General features: G+C 72.0%; 25 protein-coding genes. 12 read left to right on the top strand and 13 right to left on the bottom strand.

Features of this window, described 5'->3' with window-relative positions; translation table 11 throughout:
- Position 1 precedes the first annotated feature (1 nt).
- The 3 genes from C4T42_RS06190 to C4T42_RS06180 all read left to right on the top strand — a co-directional run bounded on the left by C4T42_RS06190 (position 2) and on the right by C4T42_RS06180 (position 2,354).
- On the top strand, positions 2–1,609 hold the full coding sequence (locus C4T42_RS06190) for a flagellin (RefSeq protein WP_103984878.1): 1,608 nt from the start codon (positions 2–4) through the stop codon (positions 1,607–1,609).
- A 147-nt stretch (positions 1,610–1,756) separates the two neighbouring features.
- Positions 1,757–2,017 carry a hypothetical protein gene (locus C4T42_RS06185; protein WP_020092931.1) on the top strand — a complete coding sequence of 87 codons (261 nt, stop codon included), beginning with the start codon at positions 1,757–1,759 and terminating at the stop codon, positions 2,015–2,017.
- Position 2,018: 1 nt separating this feature from the next.
- The gene (locus tag C4T42_RS06180; protein WP_020092930.1) at positions 2,019–2,354 is read left to right on the top strand and encodes a hypothetical protein; all 336 of its coding nucleotides are present in this window, start codon (positions 2,019–2,021) and stop codon (positions 2,352–2,354) included.
- Here C4T42_RS06180 and C4T42_RS06175 read toward each other — a convergent pair.
- The 3 genes from C4T42_RS06175 to C4T42_RS06165 are packed head-to-tail and all read right to left on the bottom strand — an operon-like array spanning position 2,351 to position 4,332.
- Positions 2,351–2,824 (bottom strand): hypothetical protein, encoded by a 474-nt coding sequence (locus C4T42_RS06175; protein ID WP_020092929.1) that lies wholly within the window; start codon positions 2,822–2,824, stop codon positions 2,351–2,353. The genes C4T42_RS06180 and C4T42_RS06175 overlap by 4 nt on opposite strands.
- Positions 2,811–3,170: a rod-binding protein gene (locus tag C4T42_RS06170; RefSeq protein ID WP_020092928.1), complete on the bottom strand. Its 360-nt coding sequence runs from the start codon at positions 3,168–3,170 to the stop codon at positions 2,811–2,813. Before C4T42_RS06170 ends, C4T42_RS06175 begins: the two co-directional genes overlap by 14 nt.
- A 25-nt stretch (positions 3,171–3,195) precedes the next feature.
- Positions 3,196–4,332 carry a flagellar basal body P-ring protein FlgI gene (locus C4T42_RS06165; RefSeq protein ID WP_042672916.1) on the bottom strand — a complete coding sequence of 379 codons (1,137 nt, stop codon included), beginning with the start codon at positions 4,330–4,332 and terminating at the stop codon, positions 3,196–3,198.
- A 240-nt stretch (positions 4,333–4,572) separates the two neighbouring features.
- Between C4T42_RS06165 and C4T42_RS06160 the strand changes: the two genes are divergently transcribed.
- The gene (locus C4T42_RS06160) at positions 4,573–5,001 is read left to right on the top strand and encodes a flagellar assembly protein FliX (protein WP_020092926.1); all 429 of its coding nucleotides are present in this window, start codon (positions 4,573–4,575) and stop codon (positions 4,999–5,001) included.
- Between the two features lie 63 nt (positions 5,002–5,064).
- Here C4T42_RS06160 and C4T42_RS06155 read toward each other — a convergent pair whose 3' ends face one another.
- Entirely contained in the window at positions 5,065–6,561 is a 1,497-nt protein-coding gene (locus C4T42_RS06155) for an ATP-binding protein (RefSeq protein WP_103984877.1), read from the bottom strand.
- A gap of 244 nt (positions 6,562–6,805) precedes the next feature.
- Between C4T42_RS06155 and C4T42_RS06150 the strand changes: the two genes are divergently transcribed.
- The 4 genes from C4T42_RS06150 to dksA all read left to right on the top strand — a co-directional run bounded on the left by C4T42_RS06150 (position 6,806) and on the right by dksA (position 11,166).
- On the top strand, positions 6,806–8,053 hold the full coding sequence (locus C4T42_RS06150; RefSeq protein WP_020092924.1) for an Hsp70 family protein: 1,248 nt from the start codon (positions 6,806–6,808) through the stop codon (positions 8,051–8,053).
- Between the two features lie 127 nt (positions 8,054–8,180).
- The gene (locus tag C4T42_RS06145) at positions 8,181–9,554 is read left to right on the top strand and encodes an MBOAT family O-acyltransferase (protein ID WP_020092923.1); all 1,374 of its coding nucleotides are present in this window, start codon (positions 8,181–8,183) and stop codon (positions 9,552–9,554) included.
- Between the two features lie 2 nt (positions 9,555–9,556).
- Positions 9,557–10,564 (top strand): hypothetical protein, encoded by a 1,008-nt coding sequence (locus C4T42_RS06140; RefSeq protein ID WP_020092922.1) that lies wholly within the window; start codon positions 9,557–9,559, stop codon positions 10,562–10,564.
- 182 nt (positions 10,565–10,746) lie between these two features.
- Positions 10,747–11,166 (top strand): RNA polymerase-binding protein DksA, encoded by a 420-nt coding sequence (dksA, locus tag C4T42_RS06135; RefSeq protein WP_012322444.1) that lies wholly within the window; start codon positions 10,747–10,749, stop codon positions 11,164–11,166.
- A gap of 47 nt (positions 11,167–11,213) precedes the next feature.
- Here the strand turns inward: dksA and C4T42_RS06130 are convergent, their stop codons facing one another.
- Genes C4T42_RS06130 through C4T42_RS06120 form a run of 3 tightly spaced genes read right to left on the bottom strand, consistent with a single transcriptional unit; the run spans position 11,214 to position 14,165 of the window.
- Complete coding sequence (locus C4T42_RS06130) at positions 11,214–12,938, bottom strand: pilus assembly protein TadG-related protein (RefSeq protein ID WP_081636474.1); 1,725 nt, start codon at positions 12,936–12,938, stop codon at positions 11,214–11,216.
- On the bottom strand, positions 12,910–13,575 hold the full coding sequence (locus C4T42_RS06125; RefSeq protein ID WP_100250747.1) for a TadE/TadG family type IV pilus assembly protein: 666 nt from the start codon (positions 13,573–13,575) through the stop codon (positions 12,910–12,912). Before C4T42_RS06125 ends, C4T42_RS06130 begins: the two co-directional genes overlap by 29 nt.
- On the bottom strand, positions 13,554–14,165 hold the full coding sequence (locus tag C4T42_RS06120; protein WP_244603177.1) for a TadE/TadG family type IV pilus assembly protein: 612 nt from the start codon (positions 14,163–14,165) through the stop codon (positions 13,554–13,556). The genes C4T42_RS06125 and C4T42_RS06120 overlap by 22 nt, the downstream gene beginning before the upstream one ends.
- Before the next feature lie 237 nt (positions 14,166–14,402).
- Here C4T42_RS06120 and C4T42_RS32345 point away from each other — a divergent pair, with 237 nt between their 5' ends.
- Complete coding sequence (locus tag C4T42_RS32345; protein WP_244603176.1) at positions 14,403–15,278, top strand: hypothetical protein; 876 nt, start codon at positions 14,403–14,405, stop codon at positions 15,276–15,278.
- Positions 15,279–15,290: 12 nt separating this feature from the next.
- On the opposite strand, the gene C4T42_RS06105 is transcribed toward C4T42_RS32345, so the two are convergent.
- Entirely contained in the window at positions 15,291–16,568 is a 1,278-nt protein-coding gene (locus tag C4T42_RS06105) for an FAD-binding oxidoreductase (protein WP_103984874.1), read from the bottom strand.
- Positions 16,569–16,715: 147 nt separating this feature from the next.
- On the opposite strand from C4T42_RS06105, the gene C4T42_RS06100 reads away from it, so the two are divergent.
- The gene (locus C4T42_RS06100) at positions 16,716–18,056 is read left to right on the top strand and encodes a glutamate--tRNA ligase (RefSeq protein ID WP_103984873.1); all 1,341 of its coding nucleotides are present in this window, start codon (positions 16,716–16,718) and stop codon (positions 18,054–18,056) included.
- Positions 18,057–18,060: 4 nt separating this feature from the next.
- Here C4T42_RS06100 and C4T42_RS06095 read toward each other — a convergent pair whose 3' ends face one another.
- The 4 genes from C4T42_RS06095 to C4T42_RS06080 form a co-directional block, all read right to left on the bottom strand.
- The gene (locus C4T42_RS06095; RefSeq protein ID WP_103984872.1) at positions 18,061–18,837 is read right to left on the bottom strand and encodes a class I SAM-dependent methyltransferase; all 777 of its coding nucleotides are present in this window, start codon (positions 18,835–18,837) and stop codon (positions 18,061–18,063) included.
- Between the two features lie 16 nt (positions 18,838–18,853).
- A complete protein-coding gene (locus C4T42_RS06090; protein ID WP_103984871.1) occupies positions 18,854–20,062 on the bottom strand; it encodes an MFS transporter in 1,209 nt (402 codons plus the stop codon).
- Positions 20,063–20,153: 91 nt separating this feature from the next.
- Positions 20,154–22,316, bottom strand: coding sequence for an OmpA family protein (locus C4T42_RS06085; protein WP_103984870.1), 2,163 nt, complete (start codon positions 22,314–22,316; stop codon positions 20,154–20,156).
- Between the two features lie 79 nt (positions 22,317–22,395).
- Complete coding sequence (locus tag C4T42_RS06080; protein ID WP_042672906.1) at positions 22,396–23,487, bottom strand: DUF2865 domain-containing protein; 1,092 nt, start codon at positions 23,485–23,487, stop codon at positions 22,396–22,398.
- Between the two features lie 160 nt (positions 23,488–23,647).
- Between C4T42_RS06080 and C4T42_RS06075 the strand changes: the two genes are divergently transcribed.
- Positions 23,648–24,160: a CreA family protein gene (locus C4T42_RS06075; protein ID WP_020092910.1), complete on the top strand. Its 513-nt coding sequence runs from the start codon at positions 23,648–23,650 to the stop codon at positions 24,158–24,160.
- Between the two features lie 62 nt (positions 24,161–24,222).
- Here the strand turns inward: C4T42_RS06075 and C4T42_RS06070 are convergent, their stop codons facing one another.
- Complete coding sequence (locus C4T42_RS06070; protein ID WP_042672904.1) at positions 24,223–24,570, bottom strand: hypothetical protein; 348 nt, start codon at positions 24,568–24,570, stop codon at positions 24,223–24,225.
- Between the two features lie 310 nt (positions 24,571–24,880).
- Between C4T42_RS06070 and cysS the strand changes: the two genes are divergently transcribed.
- Positions 24,881–26,278 (top strand): cysteine--tRNA ligase, encoded by a 1,398-nt coding sequence (cysS, locus tag C4T42_RS06065; RefSeq protein WP_020092908.1) that lies wholly within the window; start codon positions 24,881–24,883, stop codon positions 26,276–26,278.
- The last annotated feature ends 81 nt before the right edge of the window (positions 26,279–26,359 follow it).

Here is a 26,359-nt window from a genome sequence, read left to right as displayed (position 1 = left end):
CATGACGACGATCACGCCCTTCGCGGCCGGCTCCTACATCACCAACCGCAACGCCTCTCAGCTCCAGGCGCTGAAGAGCCAGCTCAACGACCTGACCAACCAGCTCTCGAGCGGTCAGGTCTCGCAGACCTATGGCGGCCTCGGCTCCGGGCGGTCGACGGCTCTGTCCGCGCAGGCCACCCTGAGCGCGCTCTCCGGCTACGCCGCCGGAATCACCGCCGCGCAGACCCGGACCGACCTCGCGGTCACGAGCCTGACGCAGGTTGCGACCCTCGGCACCTCCACCGGGACGATGCTCCAGAACGGCCTGCAGAGCGTGGCGGCGAACTCGGTCTCCGGCCGGTCGACGGCGCTGGCCAACCTGCAGACGGCGCTCGACACGCTCAACGAATCGGCGGCGGGCAACTACCTGTTCGGCGGCACCGACACCACGACCCAGCCGGTGGTCGATTCGAGCAAGATCCTCAACGGCACGACCGACGCGAGCGGCAACACGCTCGACGGCCTCTCGACCCTGATCTCGCAGCGGGTCACCGCCGAGCTCGGCGCGGGGGGCAACGGCCGCCTGACGCAGACTCTGGCCAGCCCGGCCACGAGCGTGCGGGTCACCGAAGAGTCGAACAACCTGACCCGAGGGCAATTCGGCTTCACCCTGGCGGGCGCGCCGACCACGACCGGCTCGGCGATCGGCGCGACCTACACGGCGGGCACGGCCACGAGCCCGGGCAGCTTCAGCCTCAGCATGACGACGCAGCCGAGCGCCGGCGACACCGTGTCGTTCGCGCTGAAGATGGCCGACGGCACCTCCACGACGATCACGCTCACGGCCGCGACGAGCGCGGACCCGAAATCGATCACCAACTTCGCCATCGGCTCGACGCCCGCCCAGACGATGGCCAACCTGTCGGCGACACTGAGCAACGCGCTGACCGGTGCGGCCAACAGCACGCTGGCGGTGAACGCCACCGCGGCGACCGCGTCGAACTTCTTCTCCGGCGCGGCGGAAGGCGGCCCGTCGGGGTCGGGCGTGATGCCGCAGCGCATCCTGTACGATGGCACCACCCCGGTCGGCTACAGGGCGGCCACGCCTCAGGACACGGTGCTGTGGTACCAGGGCGAGAACACCTACACGCAGCCCGCGCCGCCGGCAGTCCCGCAGCCGACCTCGGCGATCGACACGCAGTCGGTCCAGGTGAGCGCGACCGGGAGCGTCGGGACAGGCGCCCGCGCCAACGATCCCGCGGTCCAGAACGTGCTCGCCGGCCTGGCGACCATGGCCTTCGGCCTGCCCACCACGAACGACGCCAACACCTACAACACCTACCAGACGGTGGCGACGAAGGCCGGCAGCCTGCTCTCGTCCGCCAACCAGATTCCGAGCGTCCAGGACACGGTCACGCAGCTCACCGTCGCGTCGACGCGGCTCTCGAATGCCGGCACGACCAACAAGGCGCTCCAGAACACCGTCCAGAATACCCTGGACGGGATCGAGCAGATCTCCCCCGAGGAGGTCATCACCAAGCTGCTCGACGTGCAGAACCGGCTCCAGGCCAGCTATCAGGTGACCGCGACGCTCTCGAAGCTCTCCCTCGTGAACTACATCAGCTGAGCTGATCGCCGAGACCGGTCAACGCGCGCCTGACGCTCGAAAAATCTCGCGACGTGTCGGGTTCACCATAGTCTTGCCGCTTTCCGGGAATGAAGCGCAGCGTGCGGTCGCGCCCACGCGCCGTCATTCGATTGAGGAGAGGTCGGCATGGCGCTGTCCGGACCCATCGAACTCGTCCTCCGCCTGGGAGCCGTCCCGCGTAGCGGCGCGATCGTCCTGGTCGAGCAGGCCGTCGACACCTACCTCGCGGGCTACGTGCATCCCGAAGAGCGCGCCATCGCCCTCGACATCCTGCTGCGGGACCTCGCCCGCCTGCGCATCCACGAGCCCGACCTCGACGGGTTCGTCGGCGAGGTCGAGCACTACATCGACCTGCTTCACCGGGATCTCGCCCGCCAGGCCGCCTGAGATGCGCGGCCGGATCCCGGTCTGCGCTGCCCTCGCGGCGATCGTGGCCGGCGCTGGCCCGGCCGAGGCCCTCGACCTGCGGGATCTGCCCGTGATCCCGGGGCCGGTGCCGTGCCCGTCCAAGGGCCAGGGCTTCGTGCGGCTGCCGGGGAGCGGCAGCTGCCTCCGCGTCTCGGGCCGCGTCGTCGCGGGGGCGGATCTGGCCGCGGGGAGCGGCGTCGCGGCAGCGCCAGTTGTCGCCGGCCGCATCGCGGTCGACAACCGCGTCGACACCGATCTCGGCGAGGTGCGGACCTACGTCCGGATCGGCGCCGGCCGCCGTCCGGGCGGGCCCTAGAGGTTGCGCGAGAGGACCAGCGGCCCGCTGCGCACGCCGCGGCCGTACGGGGACGGCGCTGGCGTCTGCCGCCCGTAGCCGGAGGGGAGCTGTGCCCGGCCGATCTCCTCCGCCAAGGTCTTGATCAGCCCTTCCGAGACGGTCTTGGCGCTGGCGAGCACCGTCTGGTTCGCCTCCACGGCCGCGGTGAACCGCCGGTGGGCGGTGCGCAGGGCCTCGACCCCGTCGGGATGGAAGCGCTTCAGTGCGACGGCGTTCGCCTTCGCGACCTCGAGACCCTGCATGTAGGCGGCGGCCAGCGCGGCCTTCGGCTCGGCCGCGGCGACGCCCTCCTGCAGTCGCCCTTCCCGGACGTAGGCCGCCTCTTCGGCGAGCACGGCTTCCAGCGCGGCCATGTTGCCGAGCACGCCCGCCACCAGGGCCTCGGCGGTGATCCGGTCCCCGACGCGCAGCGGTTCAGCCCTTTGCATGGATCGCTCCCTCGCTCGCCGCGCCCTGCATCTTCATGATCTCACGGAAAACCGAATCGGCGATGCCGACTCCGCCGCTCTTCACGATCTGCTTCGCGTATTCCTTGGTCAGCATCGAGCGGTAGACACCGCCGCCGGTCCCGTTCTCGCCGAGCGGCCCGTCGGTGCCCTCCGACTGGGTCAGCCGGTCGAGGCTGTTCTCCAGGAACATCGATTCGAACTCGGTCGCCGTCTTCAAGGCCTTGGCCTTGTTGGCGGTCTTGATGATCCCGTCGACGGCGCTCCCGGCCACCGAGGTTCCGACGCTGGCGGCGGCGCTGGCCGCGAGACTGGCGAGTTGCAGCATGGATCGTCCCTTCGCGTCCGTTCGGTCACATCAGCTCGATATCGGCCTGGAGCGCGCCCGCGGCCTTGATCGCCTGGAGGATCGAGATGAGATCCCGCGGGCCGACGCCCAGGGCGTTGAGACCGTCGACCAGCTCGCGCAGGCTAACACCCTCCTTCACCAGGGCGAGCTTGTTTCCGTCCCCGGTATCGACCTTCACCCCCGTGCGCGGCACCACGACGGTGCGTCCGTCGGAGAACGGCGCCGGCTGGCTGACCTGCGGCTGCTCGGTGATGGTGACGGTGAGGTTGCCCTGGGCGATGGCCACCGTCGACACGCGCACGTCCCGGCCCATGACGATGATGCCGGAACGCTCGTCGACCACGACCCGGGCGGTCTGGTCAGGCTCGACCTTCAGCTGCTCCACCTCGGTGATGAGGCGGATCATGTTGCCGTTGTAGCGGGACGGGATCTGGATCGTGACGGTGGCCGGGTCGGTGGGCTCGGCGGTGTCGGCGCCCATGAAGTCGTTGATCGCCGCGGCGATCCGCTTCGAGGTGGTGAAATCCGGGTTGCGCAGCGACAGACGCAGCGAGCGGGCGTCGTTCAGCTTGAAGGCGATCTCGCGCTCGATATTGGCGCCGTTGGAAATCCGGCCGTTGGTCGGCACGCCCCGGGTGATCTTCGCGGCATCGCCCTCGGCGGCGAAGCCGGCGATCGCCACCGAGCCCTGCGCCAGGGCGTAGACCTCGCCGTCGGCGCCGAGCAGCGGCGTCACCAGCAGGGTGCCGCCCTGGAGGGACTTGGCGTCGCCCAGCGACGAGACCGTCACGTCGATCCGGGTGCCCTGCGCGGCGAAGGGCGGCAGGCTCGCGGTCACCATCACGGCGGCGAGGTTCTGCGTGCGCATCGTGGCGCCGCGGGTGTTGACGCCGAGGCGCTCCAGCATGGCCTGAAGCGACTGCTTGGTGAACGGGATGTTGTTCAGCGTGTCGCCGGTTCCGTTGAGGCCGACCACGATGCCGTAGCCGACGAGCTGGTTCTGGCGAACGCCCTCGATGGAGGCGAGATCCTTGACGCGCGACAGGGCGAGCGCCGGCACGGACAGCGCGGCGAGAAGCAGGGCGCCCGCGAGGGCGACCGAGAGAGACCGGAGAGGACTGAACGCGTGACGCGGGCGCATGCCGTGTTTCGACCGTGACGGACCTGCCCCCATCCTGCCAGGGTCGTGCCAGCCGCCAGATCTGTGCAAGCCATTGAAGAAAACAAAGTTTTTCCGGGCCAGGTCTGGCCTCGCGCCTCGCGGTGCCGGCACCGAACCTGCCGACCCGGCAGCTTCTGCCGGCTTGTTTACCCGCGCTTAACCCTGGCGGCCGAATTTCCGGTTCTGCGCGGGGGCGCTTGGAGCAACGCGAACCGGATCATGCGTGTCGAGACTCGCCAGCCGATCCAGAGCGCCGGCGGTGTCGCGTCCGCCCGGAAGCCCGAGGGCGGCGCAGCCTTCAGCCTCGGCGCGGCCCCGTCGTCGACGACGTCTGCCGGCGCGCCGGCCGCCGCCGCGACGCTCGCCGGGCTCGACGCGGTCCTGCTTCTCCAGGCCGAGGCCGACACGCCCCAGGAGCGGCGGCGGCGCTCCGCCCAGCGCGGCCAGGACCTCCTCGACGGCCTCGACCGGCTGAAGGCGGCACTGCTCGGCGGCCGCGTCGCGCCGCAGGATCTGCGCGCCATCGCCGGCCGCCTGAACGAGCGTGCCGGCCTCTCGGGGGATCCCCGGCTCGACGGCCTGATGGCCGAGATCGAACTGCGCGCCGCGGTGGAACTCGCCAAGTTGGAGATGGCCCGGCGCGTCTGACCGGGCTTCCGCCCCTGACCCTGGGCGCATCCCGGTACCGCGCCCGGCGAGCGCCCGATCCCGCTACCCCGCCCGCCGCTTCGGGCCCGTCGGCAGCATCTGCGGCTCGCCCGGTCCGGTCTCGACGCCGAGATCCGGCACCGCGATGATCGGTGCGCCGCGCAGGTCCTTGCGGGTGACGATGGCGCCGCGCTCCTCGAGATAGGCCAGCATCCGCCGCGCCCGGCCGCCCGAGCTGGTGCCGTAGGCCTCGGCCAGCACGGTGTCGGTGGGGCAGGGGGCGCCCTCGATGGCGGCCCGCGCGACCACGAGGAACAGGCCGGCGAGGTCGTCCGGCAGGCCGGCCGCGATCGCCTGGGCCTGCTCCCAGCCGGAATTGTCCGCGACCGCGCCGCCGGCCTCGGCCCGCGCGACCGCGAGGCGCCGCTTGAACTCGGGCAGACCCATCGTGTCGCCGCGCAGGCGCCGGATCCGGCAGCGGACCGTGAAGTCCTGGTAGAGCGTGGCGGGAGTGCAGGCGGCGGCGTCGGCATCCGCCAGCACGGAGGCCAGCACCTCGGCGAGCGCCGCCTCGCGGGCCTCCGGGTCCATGGGTTCCTCCTCCGGCTCCTCCGCCGGAGCCGGCGGACGGTAATTGGCGAGCTGGACGAGCACGTCTGGCGCCGGCGCGGGGCGCGGCTTCGGCCGCGGCGCCAGCGGCGCGACGGTCTCGGCGGGGCTCGCTGTGAGGATCAGCGCGCGGGCATCCTCCAGGGCGTCGGGCAGCGGCACGAGGACCGGCGAGGAACTCCGGCTCACGGTCTGGGTCGGCCCGACCGCGATGGTGAGCGGGCGCCGGGACAGGGCCGGTCCCAGGGCCACGAAATGCCCGCGCGGTAGGTCACGGAACGTCTCGGCCTGCCGGCGCTCCAGCCCGAGGAGGTCGGCGGCGCGTGCCATGTCGATGTCGAGGAAGGTCCGGCCCATCAGGAAGTTCGAGGCCTCGGCCGCGACGTTCTTGGCGAGCTTGGCGAGGCGCTGCGTGGCGATGATGCCGGCGAGCCCGCGCTTGCGGCCGCGGCACATGAGGTTGGTCATCGCGCCGAGCGACAGGCGCCTGGCCTCGTCTGAGACCTCGCCGGCGGCCGCGGGCGCGAAGAGCTGCGCCTCGTCCACGGCCACCAGCATCGGGTACCAATGGTCGCGGTCGGCGTCGAACAGGCCGCCCAGGAAGGCGGCGGCGGCCCGCATCTGGCCGTCGGCGTCGAGATTCTCCAGCGACAGCACCACCGAGACCCGGTGGGTCCGCACCCGGGCGGCGATCCGCTGCAGGGCGACGTCGTCGCCGTCGGCCTCCACCACGACGTGGCCGTAGCGGTCGGCGAGGCTGGCGAAGTCGCCCTCCGGATCGATGATCGCCTGCTGCACGAGGCCGGCGCTCTGCTCGAGCAGCCGCCGCAGCAGGTGCGATTTGCCGGACCCGGAATTGCCCTGAACCAGGAGCCGCGTGGCGAGCAGTTCGGTGAGGTCGAGGAGCGCGGGGCGCTCGCCGGTCAGGCCGAGATCGATGTCGGAACGCATGGGGCCTCATAGCACGGCCCGGCGGGTCCGGGTGTGCCGCCGCGGCACTGTCCACGCTTCCCGCATGTGGGCCGCGTGTGGGCCGCATGCGGGCGTCGGTCCGCGGCGTGGCTCCGCCGCCGGTGCGCGATCGGGCCGTCAACCCCCTTGCGGGAGCCCCGGGCTCCGCTCTTCCGCCCTGGACCCCGACATGGCGGCCCTGTAGGCCCACGGCCCTTCTCTCCAGTCCCGGATCCACAACACGATGGCGGCCTGCGGCCTCGATTTCGGCACGTCGAACACCACGCTCGGGCATCTTGGCCCGGACGGCCCGACGCTGCTGCCCTTGGAGGGCGCGCACCGGACAATCCCGAGCGCGATCTTCTTCGAGCTCGGACGGGAGCCGATCATCGGCCGGGCCGCCACGGCGGCCTATGTCGAGGGCCGGTCCGGCCGGCTGATGCGCGGGCTGAAATCCGTGCTCGGCACGCCGCTCATGGATGAGGCGACCCCGGTCGGCCGCCAGCGGCTGCGCCTGCGCGACGTCATCGCCCGCTACCTCACCGCCGTGAAGGCGCGGGCGGAGGCCGCCAGCGGCCAGAGCCTCGACACGGTGGTCCACGGCCGCCCGGTCCACTTCGTCGACGGCGACCCGGAGGCGGATCGCCGCGCGGAGGACACGCTGCGCGACATCGCCCGCGACGTCGGCTTCCGGGAGGTCTCGTTCCAGTACGAGCCAATCGCCGCGGCACTCGACTACGAGCGCCAGGTCCGCGCGGAGGAGATCGCCCTCGTCGCCGACATCGGCGGCGGCACCTCGGACTTCTCCATCGTGCGCCTCGCGCCGGAGCGGCGGGGGCGGCCGGACCGGGCCGGCGACATCCTGGCCAACGACGGGGTGCGGATCGGCGGCACCGATTTCGACCGACAGCTCAGCCTCGGAACGGTGATGCCGCTCCTGGGCCTCGGAAGCCCGATGCGCCGCGGCGACCTCGCGGTGCCGAACGCCTACTACCACGACCTCGCCACGTGGTCGGCGATCAACCGCCTCTACAATCAGAAGACCCTGCGCGAGATCGACGAGGTCATCCGCGACGGCGCCCGGCCCGACCTGCTCGCGCGGCTGCGCGAGGCGGTGGAGGGCGAGCGCGGTCACGCCCTGGCCGGGGCAGTGGAGAGCGCCAAGATCGCGGCGTCCGAACAGGACGCGACCCTGCTCGACCTCGGCCTCCTGGAGCCCGGGCTCGCGGTCCCGGTGGATCGCGCGACCCTGTCCGCCCAGACGGGGGACCTCGCCCGCGCCGTCGCGGCCCGGATCGCGCGCTGCCTCGCGCAGGCGGAGCTGACGGCCGACCGGGTCGACGCCCTGTTCCTCACCGGCGGCTCCACCGGCCTGCCGCACCTGCGCGCCGCGCTGAGGGCCGCGCTGCCGGCCGCCCGGGTGGTGGAGGGCGACACGTTCGGCTCGGTGGGACTGGGCCTGACCATCGAGGCGGCCAGCCGCGGAGCGTGAGGCCGCGCCCGGCCGGGCGCGCCGCCTCTGCGGCGATTGACGGGCCGGCCTTGATCCTCGACAAGGCGGTCCCTCCCGCTCGGAGACAACGGCGGCCCATCCGGGCTCCTCCGCGCCGCCTCGCCCGATGCTGTTCAACTCCTTCGTCTTCCTCCTCGCCTTCCTGCCGGCCGCGCTGATCCTGCACGGGCTGGTGGCGCGCGCCGCGCCCGCGTGGCGGCTGCCGCTCCTCGTCGCCCTGTCCTTCGTGTTCTATGGCTGGTGGGACGTCCGGTTCGTGCCGCTGCTGGCCGGCTCGATCCTGGCGAACTGGTGCGTGGCGCGCGCCTATCGCCGGTGGCCCGGCCGCTGGCTGATCCCGGCGGCGATCGCCGCCAACCTCGCGCTGCTCGGCGTGTTCAAGTACCTCGACTTCGCGGCCGACCTCGCCAACCTGATCCCCGGCCTGGAAGCGCAGCGGCTCGGTCTCGCCCTGCCGCTCGGCATCTCGTTCTTCACCTTCCACCACATCATGTATCTCGCCGACCTGCGGGCCGGCCGGGCGCCGGGCTTCGGGCTCGTGAAATACGCCCTCTACATCGCGTTCTTCCCGCAGGTTCTCGCCGGCCCGCTCGTGCGCTGGAGCGAGATCATGCACCAGTTCGACGAGGCGCCCTACGCGCGGCCCGACGCCGCCGAGCGCTTCGCCCGCGGGTTGATGCTGCTGACCGTCGGCCTCGCCAAGAAGGTGTTTCTCGGCGATCCGCTCGCGGAATACGTGAACCCGGTGTTCCAGGCCGCCGCTGCCGGCAAGGCCGTCACGGTGGTCGAGGCGTGGCAGGCGACGCTCGGCTTCATGTTCCAGATCTACTTCGACTTCTCCGGCTACACCGACATGGCGCTGGGCATCGCGCTGCTGTTCGGCCTCGTCCTGCCGCAGAACTTCGACGCGCCCTACCGGGCCACGTCGCTCCGCGACTTCTGGCGGCGCTGGCACATGACCCTGTCGCGCTTCCTGCGCGACTACCTCTACATCCCGATGGGCGGGAACCGCCGCGGGCTGCCGCGGCAGGTCGGGGCGCTCGTCGCCACGATGACGCTCGGCGGCCTCTGGCACGGGGCCGGCCTGACCTTCCTCGCCTGGGGGGCGCTGCACGGGATCGGCCTCGGGGCCGGTGTCCTGGCGCGCCGGGCCCGGATCGCGATCCCCGCGCCGCTCGGCTGGGCGCTCACCAGCCTGTTCGTCGTGCTGACCTGGGTTCTTTTCCGCGCGACGAGCTTCGAAGCGGCCCTCGCGATTTTCAAAGGACTCTTCGGGCTCGCGCCGAGGGGCTCCGGCTTCAAGTGGCGCACCATCGCCATCGCCGCCCTGGTCGCGACGGTCGGGCCCACCGCCTGGAACGCGGTGCACCGGCTGCCGCCGCGCCGGCTCCTCGCCTTCGGCTTCGCGCTGCTGTTCGTGCTCGTCCTGCTGAAGATCGGCGACGATGCGAACTACGAGTTCATCTACTTCCAGTTCTGAGGATGGCGCCCGCACCCCCCACGACCGACAGGGACTGGCGCGGCTTCGCCCGCGCCCTGGCCCTGTCGATGGTCGGCCTCTTCGCGGGCTACCTGGCCCTCGCGGTGCTGGTCGACCCCTACGATACCGGCCGCTCGACGCTGCTGTCCCGGGGGGCCGTGCGGCCGCAGGGGCCCCGCACGGCCTCGGCCGTCCGCGGCCGCGATCCGGCCTACGCGGGCGTGGTGATCGGCAACTCGCACATCCAGCTCATCGAGCCGGCGGCACTGACCCGGCTCACCGGCATCCCGTTCCTCCAGCTCTCGGTGCCGGCCACCGGCCCGTCCGAGCAGTTCGCCTTGCTGGGATGGTACCTGCAGCACCACGCCCGCCCCGCCGCGATCGTGCTCTCGGCTGACGCGTTCTGGTGCGCGGACGACCCGTCCTTCCCGAGCGAGCACGGCTTTCCCTACTGGCTCGTGGGGGACTGGCCCGCCTACCTGCGCGGGCTGATCCGCTTCTCGGCCGCGCAGGAGACGGTCAACCGCATCGGCTGGCTCCTGAACCCGCGCCGCAAGACCGCCGCGGCCGACGGCTGGTGGGATTACGAGCGCAACTACCTGAGCCAGGGCTTCGGCGTCGATCCCGCCAAGAAGGCGGCGCTGGAGAAGCCGGTCGGGCCCGAGCCGGAGCCGCGGCACGGCGGCCCGTTTCCGATCGCGGCGCGCCTGCGCGCCGAACTGACCCGGATCCCGGCGGAGACGCCGGTCGTGGTGGTGTTCCCGCCGGTCTACGCCCGCGGCGAGCCGCCGCCCGGCAGCCCTCGGGCGCGGGCCGAGGCGGCCTGCCGGGCCGAGGTGCACACGGTGCTGGCGACCCACGCGCTCAGCACGGTGGTCGACTGGCGCGACGGCCGCCCCGCGGCGGCCGATCCCGACCAGTTCTTCGACCAGACCCATTACAGGCTGCCGATCGCCCGGAGCCTGACGACCGAGATCGCCGAGGCGATCGTACGGTTGCGGACCAGATGACAGCGTAAAACATCTGTACCGTGGCCTGTTTGCCGCACGCGGCGATGCAGTGACAGCCAGTTACAGCCCCTGCATCCGTGTGCGTTGTGGCGATGAGGCACCTCGACTATACGGCACCTCACGTTATCGCCGCACACCGGCCATCCCCTGGTGGGCGGTTTACCATCCAGCGAGGGTGACGCATGGCGAAGGTGCAGCTGGAGGACGGCTACGTCCCGTCCGACGACGAGCCCTTCATGAACGACCGGCAGCGCGAATATTTTCGGCGCAAGCTGCTGAGCTGGAAGAACGACATCCTGCGCGAGGCGCAGGATACGCTGGTGGCTCTGCAGAGCGAGAACGAGAACCACCCCGACCTCGCCGACCGCGCGTCCTCCGAGACGGACCGGGCGATCGAGCTGCGGGCCCGGGACCGCCAGCGCAAGCTCACCGGCAAGATCGACGCGGCGCTGGCCCGAATCGAGGACGGATCCTACGGGTTCTGCGAGGAGACCGGCGAGCCGATCTCCCTGCGCCGCCTCGACGCGCGCCCGATCGCCACCCTGTCCCTCGAGGCGCAGGAGCGGCACGAGCGCCGCGAGCGGGTCTACCGCGACGACTGACCGGGTCCGGCCCGCGCGCCGGATCCCGCGCAGCGCCGGCGCGGCGCCTACTGAGTCAGCCTCAGCGCGCCGATGCTGGCCTGGATCGACTTGAAGGCCTTGATCAGGTCGTCGGACGAGTTGGCGAGGTAGAACTGGTCCGGTGACGAGGCGCAGTTCCGCAGCAGCGTCTGGCCGGCCGAGTCGATCGGATCCGCCGGGACGCTGAAGCCGATCGTGTAGATCGAGATATTATTTGTCTTCGCGTTGCTGCACGCGAGGGCTGTCAGTTTGTCGAGCGCATCCCGCGCTGTGCGGGCATTCGAAATATTTTGATTGCTGGGCGGAAGCCGCGAATTCGGGTTCGATCCATCGGCGTTCGTAAAATATCCGAAGGGAAAGTACATGGATTTATTGTAGGACGGGTTCGAATTTACGGGCCAGGTATTTTCCCCGTCTGTCATGAGGATCATGATCTTGTTGATCGTGCTGAGGTCGGAATTGGCGCTGTTCGAGGAGTAGCGCGCGCCGTCTGCGAACACGCTGTTCGGGGAAAGCGTGCGCCATCCCCACATGAAACCTTCATGAATATTGGTCGAGCCTGAGGCTACCATCAGGTTGATCAGGTTCTTGAGCGTCGTGGTATCACTGGTCAGTCGCTGAAGCGGCTGGGTCGTGCAGCCGAAATTCGGCCCGTTGGGAATACCCGTGTAGCGGTTTCGCGAGGTGGGCGACGGATCGCGGGGGCTGAGATACTTGCATGCACGCGCCTCGGCCGTCGAGAATGACGTGTCCCGGGTCGGCTTGGGGCAATCGGGGCTGTTCGTATAATCGTCGATATAGCTGTTGAAGCTGATACTCGATGAGTTTTTGGTCGAGTATTCGCTATATTCCGACGAGCCGTCACCCGGCTCGTCGGGGGCGAAGAGCGGGAGATAATAAGAATCTTTGTTGCTCGCGGTCGGTGCGCCATCTTGAACGTTCAGGGGATAGGGCAGTGTTTCGAGGCATCCCGCCCAGGCCCAGCCGGAGTTGGCCGCCTGCAACTTCGAGAAGATGTCGAAGCGATTGGTGATGCCCGTGCCCTGAAGGCCGTTGACGTTGAGCCAGTGATAGCTGGATTGCGCAGCTTGATCGATCCAGGTCGCGTAACGATAGGTGGCTGGATTGACAGCCACAGACGCGGCGAACGGCACGATGGAGATCTTGCTCGCGCTGGAGAAGGCTGGGCTGGTGTAGACGTAGTTGACGAAGTCGGTCGCGGCCGTCTGGACGGCCTGAAGCTTCGACTGTCCCCCGCTCGAGGCGGCCATCGAGCCCGTGTTGTCGAGCACGAGCGCGATCTCGAAAGTCTTCGGCAGCGGCGTGGCGCATTGCGAGACGGCGCCCGGGTTGATGCGCTGGGTCCCGGTCAGGCCGCCGAAGAAGGTCGTCGACTGCTTGTGAGCGGTCAGCGTGATCTTGCGCGGGCTGCTGGTGATGGCCAGCCGGTCGACCACGAGGCTCGCCGCCCCCATGGCACCGGTCATTGTCGTCTGCGCCAGGGCGTTGAGTTCGGTCTCGGACGTCGTCAGCGGCGTCTGGCAGAGCAGCAGCGCCGTGGCGTCGGCCGCGGCCTGGAGCTTCGTCTCCAGCCGCGTGGCGAAGCCGTAATCGATCGCCGCGCCGCCGACCATTACCATCGGCACGCTCAGGAACGCGAACAGCAGGGCGACGTTGCCGCCGCGGTCGCGCAGGATGTCGCGGCGCCGCTCGGGGCGGCCGTCAGGTTTTGCGAACGATCTTCGTGCCATCGCAGTTCGATTGTTTGTCGTCCGGCAGGACGACTTCCGTGTAGGTGCTGGTGCCGTAGGCCTGGCCGCCGCGGGTCGGCCACGGCGCGCTGCTGGTGAACGTGATCGTGTTGCTCACGCCCTTGGCGAGCTTGACCAGCGCGCTCCCGATCATCGGCGTGTAGCTGATGCTGACCTCAGCCAGGACGTAGCGCATGCCCGGCATCCGGTAGCCGTCCGGCACGGTCAGGCTGGGCGCGGGGCCCGGGCTCCGCGCGGTCCCGTTGGTGTTGGCGACGCTCGAGCAGACCACCGGAGGACCGCTCGGGTCCTTCGCGTCGGTGCCCATCGCGCTGACCACGATCTTGACCTTCGACGTGTCGAACGGGCGCATCACCGCCGTGGCGGAGGCGAGGATGTCGTTCATCACGGTGGTGCTGATCGGGTTCTGTGTGTCGCCCTGCGCCGTCAGGTCCGCCACGGTGCGGCCGAGCTGCGTCAGCTTGCGCCACTCGTCGATGGCGTGCGTCACCTCGGTCATGCCCGCCCAGATCGCGAGCAGGATCGGCAGGATGACGGCGAACTCGACGGCCGCGCCGCCGCGCCTGTCGTGCCGGAGCCGCGCCGCCCGCCGGGTCAGGACGGCGAGGACGGGCACGGGCTCGCTCCGACGATCTGATAGGGCTCGGTGCGGAACACCGCCGTGGAGGTCAGCAGGCTCGATCCCTCCGCGGAGCCGCTGGTGAACTGCTTCGTATTGAGGCCCATCAGATTGAAGAAGGTCGGGAACGGCACGGCCGCTGTGACGATCACGATCGTCCCGGGCGAAGCGCATTTGTAGTTGGAGCCGAAACTCGTGCTCCACGTGCCCGTGGCGGTGTCGATCGGCTTGGTCGCAGTCGCGCTCGCGAAGCTGCTCGAGGTCGCGACGTCGATCTTGACGTTCTGGCAGTTGAAGACGGTGGGCACGGGGCTGACGGCCGATCCGCACATCCTAGCCTTCAGGGTCGCGAGCACGGTCGCCGGATTGGTCTGGCCGGCGGTGTCGAGCTGGAACTGGCCGGTGAAGATCGTCCGGACCGCGTTCTGGAGCGCGCGATCGAAATTCTGCGTCGCCCACATCTGGAACACGATCTGGATGATCGCGCCGCACAGCGCCAGGAAGGGCAGGGCCACCAGGGCGAACTCCACCGCGGCCGCGCCCCCGGTGTCGCGCCCGAGGCGCGCGAGGAGGCAACCTGGCGTCACTCTGACCTGCGTTCCTACAAGTCCTCGGCTGTTCATATGCGAGCAGATCAGTCGGAAGTAGCCATCTCATCCGATGTGACGCCAAGCTTTTGCGAAACTCTTAATCCGATCGACTAGACCAGGGTTATCAAACAGCCGCTACTTTTGGTTGTAATAGCGCCGTCGTGTCGGCGACGCGCTGTTGACGCACCGCCTGCGCGCGCCAGTTCCCCGCGCGCAGGCCTGCCGGAGAACCCCATGAGATCCCCCCTGATCGCGCTCGTGGTCGGCGCGGTGGCGCTCGCGCTCGCCGCCTGCGATGCCACGAAGCCCGGACCGGCCGGACCTCCAGGGGCGAAGGGTGATCGGGGACCGGCGGGGCCGGCCGGGCCGGCGGGGGTGAACGGCGCCACCGGCGCCCGCGGCCCCGCGGGCGACCGGGGCCCGGCCGGACCAGCCGGGCCACCGGGACCGTCCCTGAACAGCCAGGTGCGCCTCGACGTGGCGTGCCGCCGTGACGAGGAATTGATTGGCGCTTACTGCCGAGGCATGGCGGTTGTGCCGTCGGTGACCGTCACGGACGGCGTGTCCACGGTCGGCTGCCTCGACATGACCGCCAAGGCCGAAGGATGCCCAGCCCGTCGCGGTCTGCATGAAGAAGCCATGAGACTCGCCGTCCCCGCTCTTCTGGTCGCGCTGGTGTCCGGCCCGGCCTGCGCGCAATCCTTCGTGCCCACGGAACGGGCGGCGATCGACCTCGTGCGCGACCGGCGCACCGCCGGCTTCACCACGGTGGCGCGGACGCTGGCCTGGGCCGAGCGCGCGACCGGCGGCGCCTTCCGTCTCGGCGGCTACCGGGTCGATTACCGCCCGGACGTCCCCTTCGCCCGGGTGCGGATCTGCTATCGCCTGGGGATCGACCCGCCGACCTGCGGCCTCGCTTACCGCGTCGCGGTCAATCCCGCCCATGTCGAGCCGGCCGACCGCTACAATGGGCTGACGCGCGACCTGGAGCACGGCCCGCAGGCCTTCCTCCGGGCACTCGCCCGGGAGACCGATCTCCAGCGCCAGCCGGACGTCCTGCGGAAGGTCGAGGCCGCGCTCGAGCCCTACAACCCCTACGACTGGCGCTGAGGGACGCGGCTCTCAGAGCAGCCGCGGCCAGCGCAGGAGCCGCTCCGGCGCGAAGGCAGCGACCGGCACGGCCGGTTCCCGGCCGGTGGCGAGGTCGGCGACGATCTCGCCGGTGATCGGGCCGGTGGACAGGCCGATATGGCCGTGGCCGAAGGCGAAGAGCAGGCCGTCGTGCCGGGGGGCGCGGCCGATCACCGGCATCCCGTCGGGGGTCGACGGCCGGGAGCCGAGCCACGGCGCGTTGTCCAGCGGGCCGCCGAGCCGAAGGGTGGAGGCCGCCTCCCGGGACGCCGCATCGATCTGGGTGTGGTCGGGCGCGGCGGCGCGCGCGTTGAGCTCGACACCGGACAGGACCCGGACCCGGTGCTCGCCCATCGGCGACAGGATCGAGCCCGCGCCCGTGTCGAGGATCGGCCGGGTCAGCGGCGGGCTGTCCGGATGCAGGGCGTAGTGGCGGTGGTAGCCGCGTTCGGCCGCAACGGCGAAACGGTAGCCCAGGGTCCGGGCGATCGCCCCGGACGCGGCGCCGGCCGCGAGGACCACCTGTCGGGCCCGCACCGCGCCGCCGTCGTGATCGACGCGCCAGCCGTCCGCCTGGGGCTCCAGCCGGGCGACGCTGCCCCGCAGGCGGCGGCCGCCGAGACCGGTGAACAGGGCCTCGCACGCCTCGATGAGCCGGCCGGGCTCGCGGACCGACCCCGTCTCGGTGAGCAGCATGGCCCGCGCGTAGGGCCGCACCAGCGCCGGCTCGAGCGCGCGCAGCGCCGCGGTGTCGAGGATGTCGAAGGCGACCCCGTGCCCGGCCAGGATCTCGCGCTCGAGGGCGGCGGACGCGAAGGCCGCTTCGGTGCGGTAGGCCTTGATCCAACCCGTCCGCTGTAGCCGGTCGCCGGTCCCGGCCCGGGCCGCCAGCCGCTCGTGGGCCGGATAGGCGGCGCTGGTCAGCGGCAGCAGCGCCTCCGCGGCGCGGCGCCAGCGCGAGGCGCGCGCGGCGGCGAGGAAGTGCGCCGTGTAGGGCACGATCCGCGGGAGATGCCCGTAGTGCAGCCGCAGGCCGCGATCGGCGTTGCGCAGGTAGGCCGGGAGCTTGCCCCACAGGGCCGGGCTCGACATCGGCAGGATCGAGCCGCGGCTGACCACGCCGGCATTGCCGTAGGAGGTCCGGGCCCGCGCCTCGCCGGGATCCAGCAGCACCACGTCGAGCCCGCGGTCCCTCAGCGCGATGGCGCTGGCGAGGCCGACCATCCCACCGCCGACCACCACGATGTCGGCCGTCTCGTCCGTCGCCATGCCGCTCACATCCTGCACCGCACCACGCGCGCCCTTCTGCCGGGTTTCCCGCGTCCTGGGTAGCGGGCGCCGCGGGGCGGCGCATCCGGCCGGTGTGATCGCGAAGTCCCGCGCACATTCCCGCGCAGATCGGCTAGAGAGCGGGCCATGACTCTCGTCCGCTTCGCACCCTCGCCGACCGGGTATCTCCATATCGGCAATGCCCGGCCGGCCCTGCTCAACGCCCTGTTCGCCCGCCGGACCGGCGGCCGCTTCCTGCTGCGCCTCGACGATACCGACGCGGAGCGCTCCACGGAGGCCTTCGCCCAGGCGATCGGCGAGGATCTCGCGTGGCTCGGCATCGTGCCCGACCTGTTCGCCCGGCAGAGCGACCGCACGGCGCAGCACGACGCCGCCGCCGACCGCCTGCGCGCAGCGGGGAGGCTCTACCCCTGCTACGAGACGCCGGAGGAGCTGGAGCGCCGCCGCAGGCGCCAGCTCGGCCGCGGCCAGCCGCCGATCTACGACCGGGCGGCGCTGCGGCTGACCGCCGAGGAGCGGGCGGCGCTGGAGGCCGAGGGCCGCCGGCCGCACTGGCGGTTCCTGCTCGAGGCGCGGACCGTCGGCTGGGACGACCTCGTCCGCGGGCCGGCCCATGTCGACTGCGCGTCCCTGTCGGACCCGGTGCTGATCCGCGCCGACGGCAGCTACCTCTACACGCTGCCGTCGGTGGTGGACGACGCCGATCTCGGGATCACCCACGTCATCCGCGGCGAGGACCACGTCACCAACACCGGCGTGCAGGTGCAGATCTTCGAGGCCCTGGGCGCGCCCATCCCGGTCTTCGGCCACCACAACCTGCTGACGACGGCCGACGGGGAGGGGCTGTCGAAGCGCCTCGGCCACCTGTCGCTGCGCGGCCTGCGCGAGGCCGGCTACGAGCCCGCGGCGGTGCGCTCGCTGGCGGTGCTCACCGGCTCGGCCGAATCGGTGCGGGCGGTGCCCGACCTCGACACCCTCGCGGGCCTCGTCGATCTCGGCGAGATCTCGCGGGCGCCGGCCCGGTTCGACCCGGCGGAGCTCGACGGCCTCAACGCCCGCTTGGTCCACGCCATGCCGTACGCGGAGGCGGCCGCGCGCCTCGCGGCTCTGGGGATCCCCGAGGACCGGGCCGAGGCGTTCTGGGTCGCGGTGCGGGCCAATCTCGGGCGCGTCGCGGAGGCGGCCGACTGGTGGCGGGTCGTGGCCGGTCCCGTCGAGCCGGTGCTCACCGAGCCCGCCGTGATCGCGGCCGCCCGCGAGACCCTGCCGCCCGAGCCGTTCGGCCCGGAGACTTGGAAGGCGTGGACGACCGAGATCCGGACCCGCACCGGGGCCAAGGGCCGCGGCCTGTTCATGCCGCTCCGGCTCGCGCTGACCGGCCTGGAGCACGGGCCGGACCTCGCCGGCCTGCTGCCGCTGATCGGGCGGGAGCGGGCGGCGCGCCGGCTCTCCGGCGCGGCCGCCTGAGCGATCAGCGGCCGGGCTTCGGGCGCGCCTCGATCAGCGCGGCGTCGAGCAGGAAGCTGCCGTCGGCCTCGATGGCGAAATGCGCCGCGACTTCCGCGGGCGCGGTGACCTGCAGCGCCCGGATCGCCGCGACGTGGGTCTCCGGCGTCCGCATCCGGGCGATCCAGCTCGCGAACTCCATGCGCGGCCGGCTCGGCGTCGCGTCGCCGGGCGCGAATCCGGCCGCCTCCAGCAGGGCCCGCCATTCCGACGCCCGGTAGTCGCGCACGTGCGAGGGGTCGCGCAGCAGCTCCAGCGCCTGCAGGTGCGTGTCCAGCAGCGGATCCTCGGGCGCGACGATGTCGCTGACGATGAGGAACCCGTCCGCCCGCAGCACCCGTCGCGCCTCCGCCAGGGCCGCCGGCACGTCGCGCCAGTGGTGGGCGCTGTAGCGGGTCAGGACGGCGTCGAAGCTCGCGTCGGGGAATGGCAGGGCCTCGGCGCCGCCCTGCCGGGTCTCGATCCGGTCGAGCCCCCGCCGGGCCGCCTCGGCCGCGACCGCCGCCAGCATCTCGGCCGACAGGTCGTAGGCCGTGACGGCGGCGCCAGCGGCGGCCGCCGCGAAGGCGACGTGGCCGCCGCCGCAGCCCAGGTCGAGCACCCGCAGGCCCGGTCGCGCGCGGACCCGCTCGCCGATCCGGTCGAGATCGGCGCCGGCGGCGTGCACGGCGCTGGTCACGTAGGCGGAGGCCTGCGCGCCGAACTGGTCGACGACGTGTCGGGCGTGGCTGCGGGCGTTCATCGGCGGATCTCCCGGATCAGGTCGCGAGCGGCTTCAGGCGGGACAGCCGCAGGGCGATCATCAGCGCCAGACCGTACAGCCCGCCCACGAACAGCACCACGCCGTTCCACCCGGAATGGGCGAAGAACCAGCCGCCCGCGGTCCCGAGGACCGACGAGCCCAGATAGTAGAGGCCGAGATAGATCGCCGAGGCCTGGGCCCTGTCGCGCAGCGCCCGCCGCCCGACCCAGCTGCTCGCGACCGCGTGGGCGCCGAAGAAACCTACCGTCGTCACTACGATGCCGGCCAGGATCAGCAGCAGGCGGTCCGAGAGCGTCATCACGATGCCGGCCAGGCCGACGGCTGTGGCGACCCAGAGGACACGGCGGCGGCCGAAGCGGCTCGCCAGCTCGCCGGTGACAGGGCTGCTGACCATACCGGCGAGGTAGACCGAGAAGATCATCCCGATCACCGCCTGGCTCAGCGCGTAGGGCGGCTCGAGCAGGCGAAAGCCGATGTAGTTGTAGATGCAGACGAAGCCGCCCATCAGCAGGAACGCCTCGGCGAAGAGCCAGGGCAGGCCGGCGTCGCGGAAATGATGGGCGAAGCTGCCCGGGACTTCCGCCCAGGCGAGCCGGCGCGGCACGAAGCGGCGCGAGGGCGGCAGCCAGCGCCAGAACGCCAGCGCGGCGGCGAGCGCGAGGCCGCCGATGACCGCGAGCCCGGCGCGCCAGCTGACGAAGTCCGCCATCACGCCGCTGATCAGGCGGCCCGACATGCCGCCCAGCGCGTTGCCGCCGACGAGCAGGCCCATCGACAGGCCGATGGCCTTGGCGTCCATCTCCTCGGCGAGATAGGCCATGGCGACGGCCGGGAGTCCGCTGGCCGTCAGCCCGGTGAGCGCGCGTAGCGCCAGGAAGCCGTACCAGCCGGGGACCAGGGCGGCCACGACCGTGAGCACCGCCGAAGCGACCAGCGAGGCCAGCATCACCGGCTTGCGCCCCCAGATCTCCGAGAGCGGGCTGACGACGAGCAGCGCCACCGCCAGCAGCCCGCAGGGCAGCGACAGGGCGAGGCTGCTCGCGGCCGGCGAGACGCCGAAATCCTCCGCGTAGATGGGCAGGAGCGGCTGGACCGCGTAGAGCACCGCGAAGGTCGAGAAGCCGGCCGCCGCCAGGGCCAGAGCCGTGCGGCGGAAGACCGGTGTGCCCGACCGGATGAGCCCGTCCTCCGCCTCGCTGTTCATGACCGTCCCGCGCCGCTGTCCTCAACCGGTGGTGAGGCGCTGTGGCCGCACGGTCAACTGCCGCGCAGGACAGGCCCGCGCGGCGACCGCCCTAGCGCGGCGGCGGAGGCGGCGGAGGCGCTGCCTGGCCCTGCCCCTGACCTTGCCCCTGCTGCAGCAGCGGCGTGATCCGCTGGACGACGACGCGGCGATTCTCCCGCGACGGGCCCTGCGTGTTCACTTTCAGGTACTGCTCGCCGTAGCCCTGGGTGGTCAGGTTCTCCGGCGGCACGCGGAACTGCTCGGTCAGCACGGTCGCCACCGACTGGGCGCGCCGGTCGGACAGCGACAGGTTGTCAAGCGCGGAGCCGACGGCGTCGGTGAAGCCCTCGATCAGAAACACCTCCCGCGGGTTGGCCTGGATGGCGCGGTTCATCGCGCCGGCGATCACCGACAGCTTGGCCGCCTGATCGGGCGTGACGGTGAACGAGCCGGTGTCGAAGGTGATCGTGTTGATGTCGACCGAGCGCAGGCGGGCGCGGAGGTCCGGGCTGTAGCGGATCTGGTCCAGCGTGTACCGGCGGTCGACCTGCACCACGGGCGGCGCCGTCAGCGCCTCGTAGACCTCCGCCTCGTCGGCCTGGGCGTAATCCACGATGTAGCGGTCCCGCGGGATGCGGATCTCCGGCGGCGGCAGCACCACCACGTCCTCGTAGATCGGGCGGAGCGGGCCGGCGTAGCTGTTGTCGATCAGGACGAGCTCGCGACCGTCGCGGTAGCGGAGGTAGCGGCGCAGCATCCGACCGTCATCGTTCGTGACGGTGACGATCTGCTCGCCGCCGGGCCGGTCGACGTAGCTGTAGAAGTCCGCGCCCTGCCGCTCGAACCGGTAGCCGCGCGGGTCGAGGGTGCGGAAGCGCTCGTTCTCGTCGTGGCGGATCAGGTAGCCGTCGCGGTCCTGCACGATGATGCGGCCCGGCTCCCGGTAATAGGTCCGGCCATCCTCCCGGAACTCGCGCCGGTCTGTGCGGACCTGATCGAAGTCGCGCACGCCGTCGTTCTGGCGGAAACCGCCGGGGACGTAGCCGGGCTGTCCCGGCCGGTTGAAGGCGTTCGGGTCGGCCGGACCGCCCGGGCCGCCCGCGGGCGGCTGTCCCGGCTGTGCCGGGGCCGTCCCGGGCTGCGGTCCGCCGGGCGGTGGGGCCTGTCCGGGGGCGGGCGCCTGGCCCGGCGGCACGAACGGCCGTCCCGGAATCCCGGGGGCCATGTTGGGCGGCACCGGCCGTCCGGGCTCGGCGCCGGGAGCACCGTTGGGCTGGGCCGGCGCCCGTCCCTCGGGCTGGGCTCCCTGCGGCTGGAACGGCCGTCCCGGAACGCCCGGAGCGGCGTTGGGCGCCTGCGGCCGGCCGGGCTCGGCGCCGGGACCGCCATTCGGCTGGGCGCGGTTCTCGGGTTGGCGGTTGTCGGGCTGGCGATTGTCGGGCTGGCGATTGTCGGGCTGCGCGTCTGGGCGCTGGGCCGGCCGACCGGGTGCGCCGGGAGGCGCGTTCGGGGGCTGAGGCCGGTCGCCGGGCGCACCCGGACCGCCCGGACGCTGACCCGGCGGTCCGCGATCCGGCGCGGACCGGTCGGGGGCCGCGTCGCGCTGCGCGGGACGGTTCGGCTGGTCGTCGGCACCGGGGCGATCCCGGTCGGGCGCCTGGCGCTGCTGCGGCGGGGCCGGCGGACGCTCCGGCGCGGGCCGCCCCTGGGGCGGCGGAGCCTGATCGCGATCCGGCGCCGGCTGACGCTCGGACCGTCCCGGGCCGGGCCGATCCTGCGGCCCGCGGTCCGGACGGTCCGGCTGCTGATCCCGCCGGTCTTGCTGCCGGTCCTGCTGCCGCTCCGGTTGGCGGTCCTGCCGGTCCGGCGCCGGGGGACGGGCCGCCGGCGGCTCCGGCCGGCGCTCGGGCGCGCGCTCCCGCGGAGGCGGTTCGGCCTGCGGCTGGCGCTGGGCGGGCGGTTCGGGCCGCTCGCGCGGGGGCGGCGGCGCCCGCTCCGGCCGGGGTTCTGGCCGCTCGCGCGCGGCCGGTGGGCCCGGCGGCGGGCCGGGACGCTCCTGCGGCGGCCGCTCGGGGCGCGGGCCGCCGTGCGGGGGTTCGCCGCCGCGGGGGCCGCGCTCCTCCGGTCCGCCCTGCGCCACCTGGATCCGGCCCGGCGCGGCGTCTGCGAGCTGCACGAGCGTCAGGCCCGGCAGCACCGTGCCGGTGAGGAGGATCAGGCGGAGCAGGCGCATCGCGGTCTCGTGTCGGTTCAGGCCGAGCCGAACACCGGACGTCGCGTATGGTTCCGCGCCCGTCGGCGCGAAACCGGTCTCAGGGGGTGAGGCGCTGGGGCACCGCGATGACGTCGGGCGCGATGATGCGCACGGCAACGTGATCCGGCTTGGCCTCCGCGGCCTCCGCGGCCTTCGTGCCGTCGGCCGCGGCAGGCTGGACTTTCGCCGCATCGTCGCGGCCGGGTCCCGCGCCGCCCTTCGTGTCGACGCCCGCGCGGCCTGCGGCGTCGGCGGCGAGCTCCGCCGCGGTCCGGTCGGCTCGGCCGACGAGGGTCAGGCGCACCTTCGGCCGGGACAGGGCCTCGGCCTGCATCGGCGTGACGAAGATGTCGCCCTTGTGCCGGACCAGCATGCTCTCGGCCTTCACCAGAGACTGCGCCCAGGACTTGCCCTCCGGCTTGCAGGAGCAGTTCGGCACGAATTCCTTGCGGAATTTGAAGGCGTTGGCGAGGTTCGTGTAGGCCCGGCTGCCCTTCACCGTGGCGGCGTGCTTCAGGGCGTCGTCGCCGTACGGCATGGAATAGGCCTGCGCCTCGGTCCCCGGGCAGAGCGCCTGACACATCTCGTCGGCGCCGCCGCGGCCCTCTGGCAGGTTCTTCATCGGGAAGTAGCCGCCGTCGCAGGTCCGCACGCAGACCATCTGCGGGCCGCCCCGGCCGTAGGCCTCACCGGAGCCGGCATAGGCCTCGCGCGGCGGGCAGGTGGAGGCGACCAGCCCCTGAAGCTCCCGCTTCCGGGCGCCGCTGTCGTCGATCACGGCGCCGCCGTAGGTGGCCTTGAGCGCGCGGATGCGCTGCTCCACCGCGCCGCACTGGGGCGGCCGGGTGTCGAAGAACAGGAACTTGCCGCCCTCGCAGTTCAGGCCGCGGAAATAGGCTTCGAGCCGACCGATCTCGTCGTTAAGCGCGCGCGTCGTGCTGGCGCCGCTCTGGAGCGAGGCCAGTTCAGCCCGGTAGCGCCGGCACTGCGGCGACGGCAGCTGCGGCGCCGGCCGCGCCTCGGCGGGCGCCGGGGCGGGCGCGGCCTCCTGCGCGCTGGCGGAGGTCGCGAGCGGAGAGGACAGTCCGAGGGCTATGGCCGCGCTCAGGATGAGGCGGCCGAGCGTACGGACGATCGGGCGGTGAGGCATAGGCTGCATCGCGTTGATCGGGTGCGCGGCGATCCGGAGTATCCGGAGCCCGCGCGCATCCGCGCTTCGGGACGGAAGCGGGGCCATTCTACGCCCCCTCGCAAGACCGCGACACCCCTCCTACATCCGGCCCGCAAGCGTGAGGGGGAATTGACCGGCGATGTTGTTTCGGAGTCTCACCTATGTTGGGCTTCTCGCACTGGGCCTGGCAGCGGCCGGTCCGGCCGCGGCGCAGGAGCCGGACCGGATCTTCGACAAGTCGACGGTCTGGCGCCCGCTGACGCCCAACGACAAGCTCGTGGTCTACGGCGTCGACGATCCGGCGGTCTCGGGCGTGTCGTGCTGGTACACCCAGCCCGAGAAGGGCGGGATCAAGGGCACACTGGGCCTGGCCGAGGATGTCTCGGACATCTCGCTGGCCTGCCGGCAGACCGGGCCGATCGCCTTCAAGGGCAAGCTCAGCCAGGGCGAGGTGGTGTTCAGCGAGCGCCGGTCGCTGATCTTCAAGTCGATGCAGATCGTCCGCGGCTGCGACGCGAAGCGCAACACGCTGATCTACATGGTCTACTCGGACAAGGTCATTCAGGGCTCGCCGAAGAACTCGACCTCGGCGGTGCCGCTGGCGCCCTGGGGCACCGAACCGGCGCAGAAATGCGCCGACTTCATGAAGTGAGCGGCACCCGGTGACGCGAGCTTTCCGCGCGGCGGCCCGGCGACGGGCCGTCCGCGGCCGGCTCAGTCCTGGCAGGTGATCCGGATCGGGCGCTCGGACGGCGCCGGGACCGGCTGGCTGATCGCGCCGGTATACTCGTCGGCGGCGGCGACGCCGTAGGAGTTCGCCGCGGCGTAGCCCTGGGCCTCGCACCACGCGTTGGCGACCACCTGGCCGCAGGCGCTGCCCGGCGTCGTCAGGCACTCGCCGACGCCGTAGCCGTCGCTCGACGGGATCAGGAAGGTCTTCTCGACACGGGCCGGCGCCTTCGCGGGCGTCTCGCCGTCGGTGCCGGCCAGCGCGGCGTGGGTCAGGCCCGCGCAGGCGAGAACGGTGGCGAGAGCGAGGGAACCAACGGCCGAGCGTCGCATGGATTGTCCTTGGGCACAGGATCTGTGGCGTGAGGATCGTGGCCCGGACGGTCCGACGGCGCGGTTAAGGAAGCCTTACCCGCGTGGCGCGCAAGCCATCTCGAATTCCTCACGCTTTTGGGTTAGCCCCATCGCGCGGGCCGCGCCGTCGCCGCGATGCAACAGGGTGCCGCGCCGGGGCTGGCCGATCCGCCACGTTTCGGCCGCTCTTCGCCGCGCGGGGCCCTCAGGTCGTTGAAGGCAGGGCCGGATTTCCGGCCACGGCTCCGGGCCGGACGTCATCCCCGGCGCCGGAGAAGGGATGGGTTTCATGGCGCCGATGTTGCGGCTCTACAACACGCTCACCGGCGCCAAGGAGGCGTTCGCGCCGATCGACCCGCAGCATGTCCGCGTCTACGCCTGCGGCCCGACGGTCTACGACGCCGCCCATATCGGCAACGCCCGGCCGATCATCGTCTTCGACCTGCTGTTCCGCCTGCTGCGCCACCTCTACGGGCCGGAGCACGTCACCTACGCGCGCAACGTCACGGACGTGGACGACAAGATCAACGCCCGGGCGGCAGAGCGCGGCATCACCATCCGCGAACTCACCGACGGGACGCTGGCGCAGTTCCACCGCGACGTGCGTGACCTCGGCGTGCTCATGCCGGAAGACGTGAACGTGCCGGGCGCGCGAGCCCGCTTCGTCGAGCCCCGCGCCACCGACCACATCGCCGAGATGGTGACGATGATCGAGGCCCTGGTCCGGGCCGGCCACGCCTATGTGGCGGAGGACCACGTGCTGTTCGACGTCCCCTCGATGCCGGATTACGGCGGCCTGTCAAAGCGGCCCCTCGATGAGATGGAGGCGGGGGCCCGGGTCGAGGTCGCTCCCTACAAGCGCTCGCCCCTCGACTTCGTCCTGTGGAAGCCGGCGAAGCCCGGCGAGCCGTCCTGGCCGTCGCCGGCCGGCATCGCCGCCGCCGGCCGCCCGGGCTGGCACATCGAGTGCTCGGCCATGTCGGCCAAGCATCTCGGCCGGACCTTCGACATCCACGCGGGCGGCATCGACCTGATCTTCCCGCACCACGAGAACGAGGTGGCGCAGTCCCGCTGCTGCTTCGGCACGCCGGTGATGGCCAACGTCTGGCTGCACAACGGCTTCCTCCAGGTGGAGGGGGAGAAGATGTCGAAGTCGCTCGGCAACTTCATCACCATCCGCGACGTGCTGAAGGACTGGCCGGGCGAGGTCGTGCGCCTCACCATGCTCAAGACCCAGTACCGGCAGCCGATCGACTGGACCCTGCGCGGCCTCGAGGAATCGGCCCGCGTGCTCGATCGCTGGTACAACGCCGCCGGGGACGCGCCCTCGGCGCCCGACATCCCCGCCGGGGTCGTCGAGGCGCTCTGCGACGACCTCAACACGCCGGCCGCGATCAACGAGCTGCACCGGCTCGGGAGCGGTGCGGAGGCGCAGCCCGGGGCGCTCCGCGCCGGCGCGAACCTGCTGGGCTTCCTCGCGCGCACCCGCAGCGACCGCGAGCAGGATCAGGTCGCGGCGTCCGGGGTCGACGTCGCGGCGGTCGAGGCGCTGATCGCCGAGCGGCGGGCGGCGCGGGCCGCCAAGGACTGGCCCGCCTCGGACCGGGCGCGCGACGCTCTCGCGGCGATGGGCGTCGCCGTGAAGGACAACAAGGACGGCACCACGACCTGGACGGTGGCGCGCTGATCGCCGAGCCGGCCGCCGATGACACGGACGTGACGGCGGCCGCGTCCTCGCGCCGGCTTGCGCGGCGCCGCGCGGGCGGCA

Source organism: Methylobacterium sp. 190mf, assembly GCF_900107945.1.
Lineage (GTDB): Bacteria > Pseudomonadota > Alphaproteobacteria > Rhizobiales > Beijerinckiaceae > Methylobacterium.
Note: the sequence above shows the minus strand (reverse complement) of the source record. Positions and strands in the feature narration are given on the sequence as shown.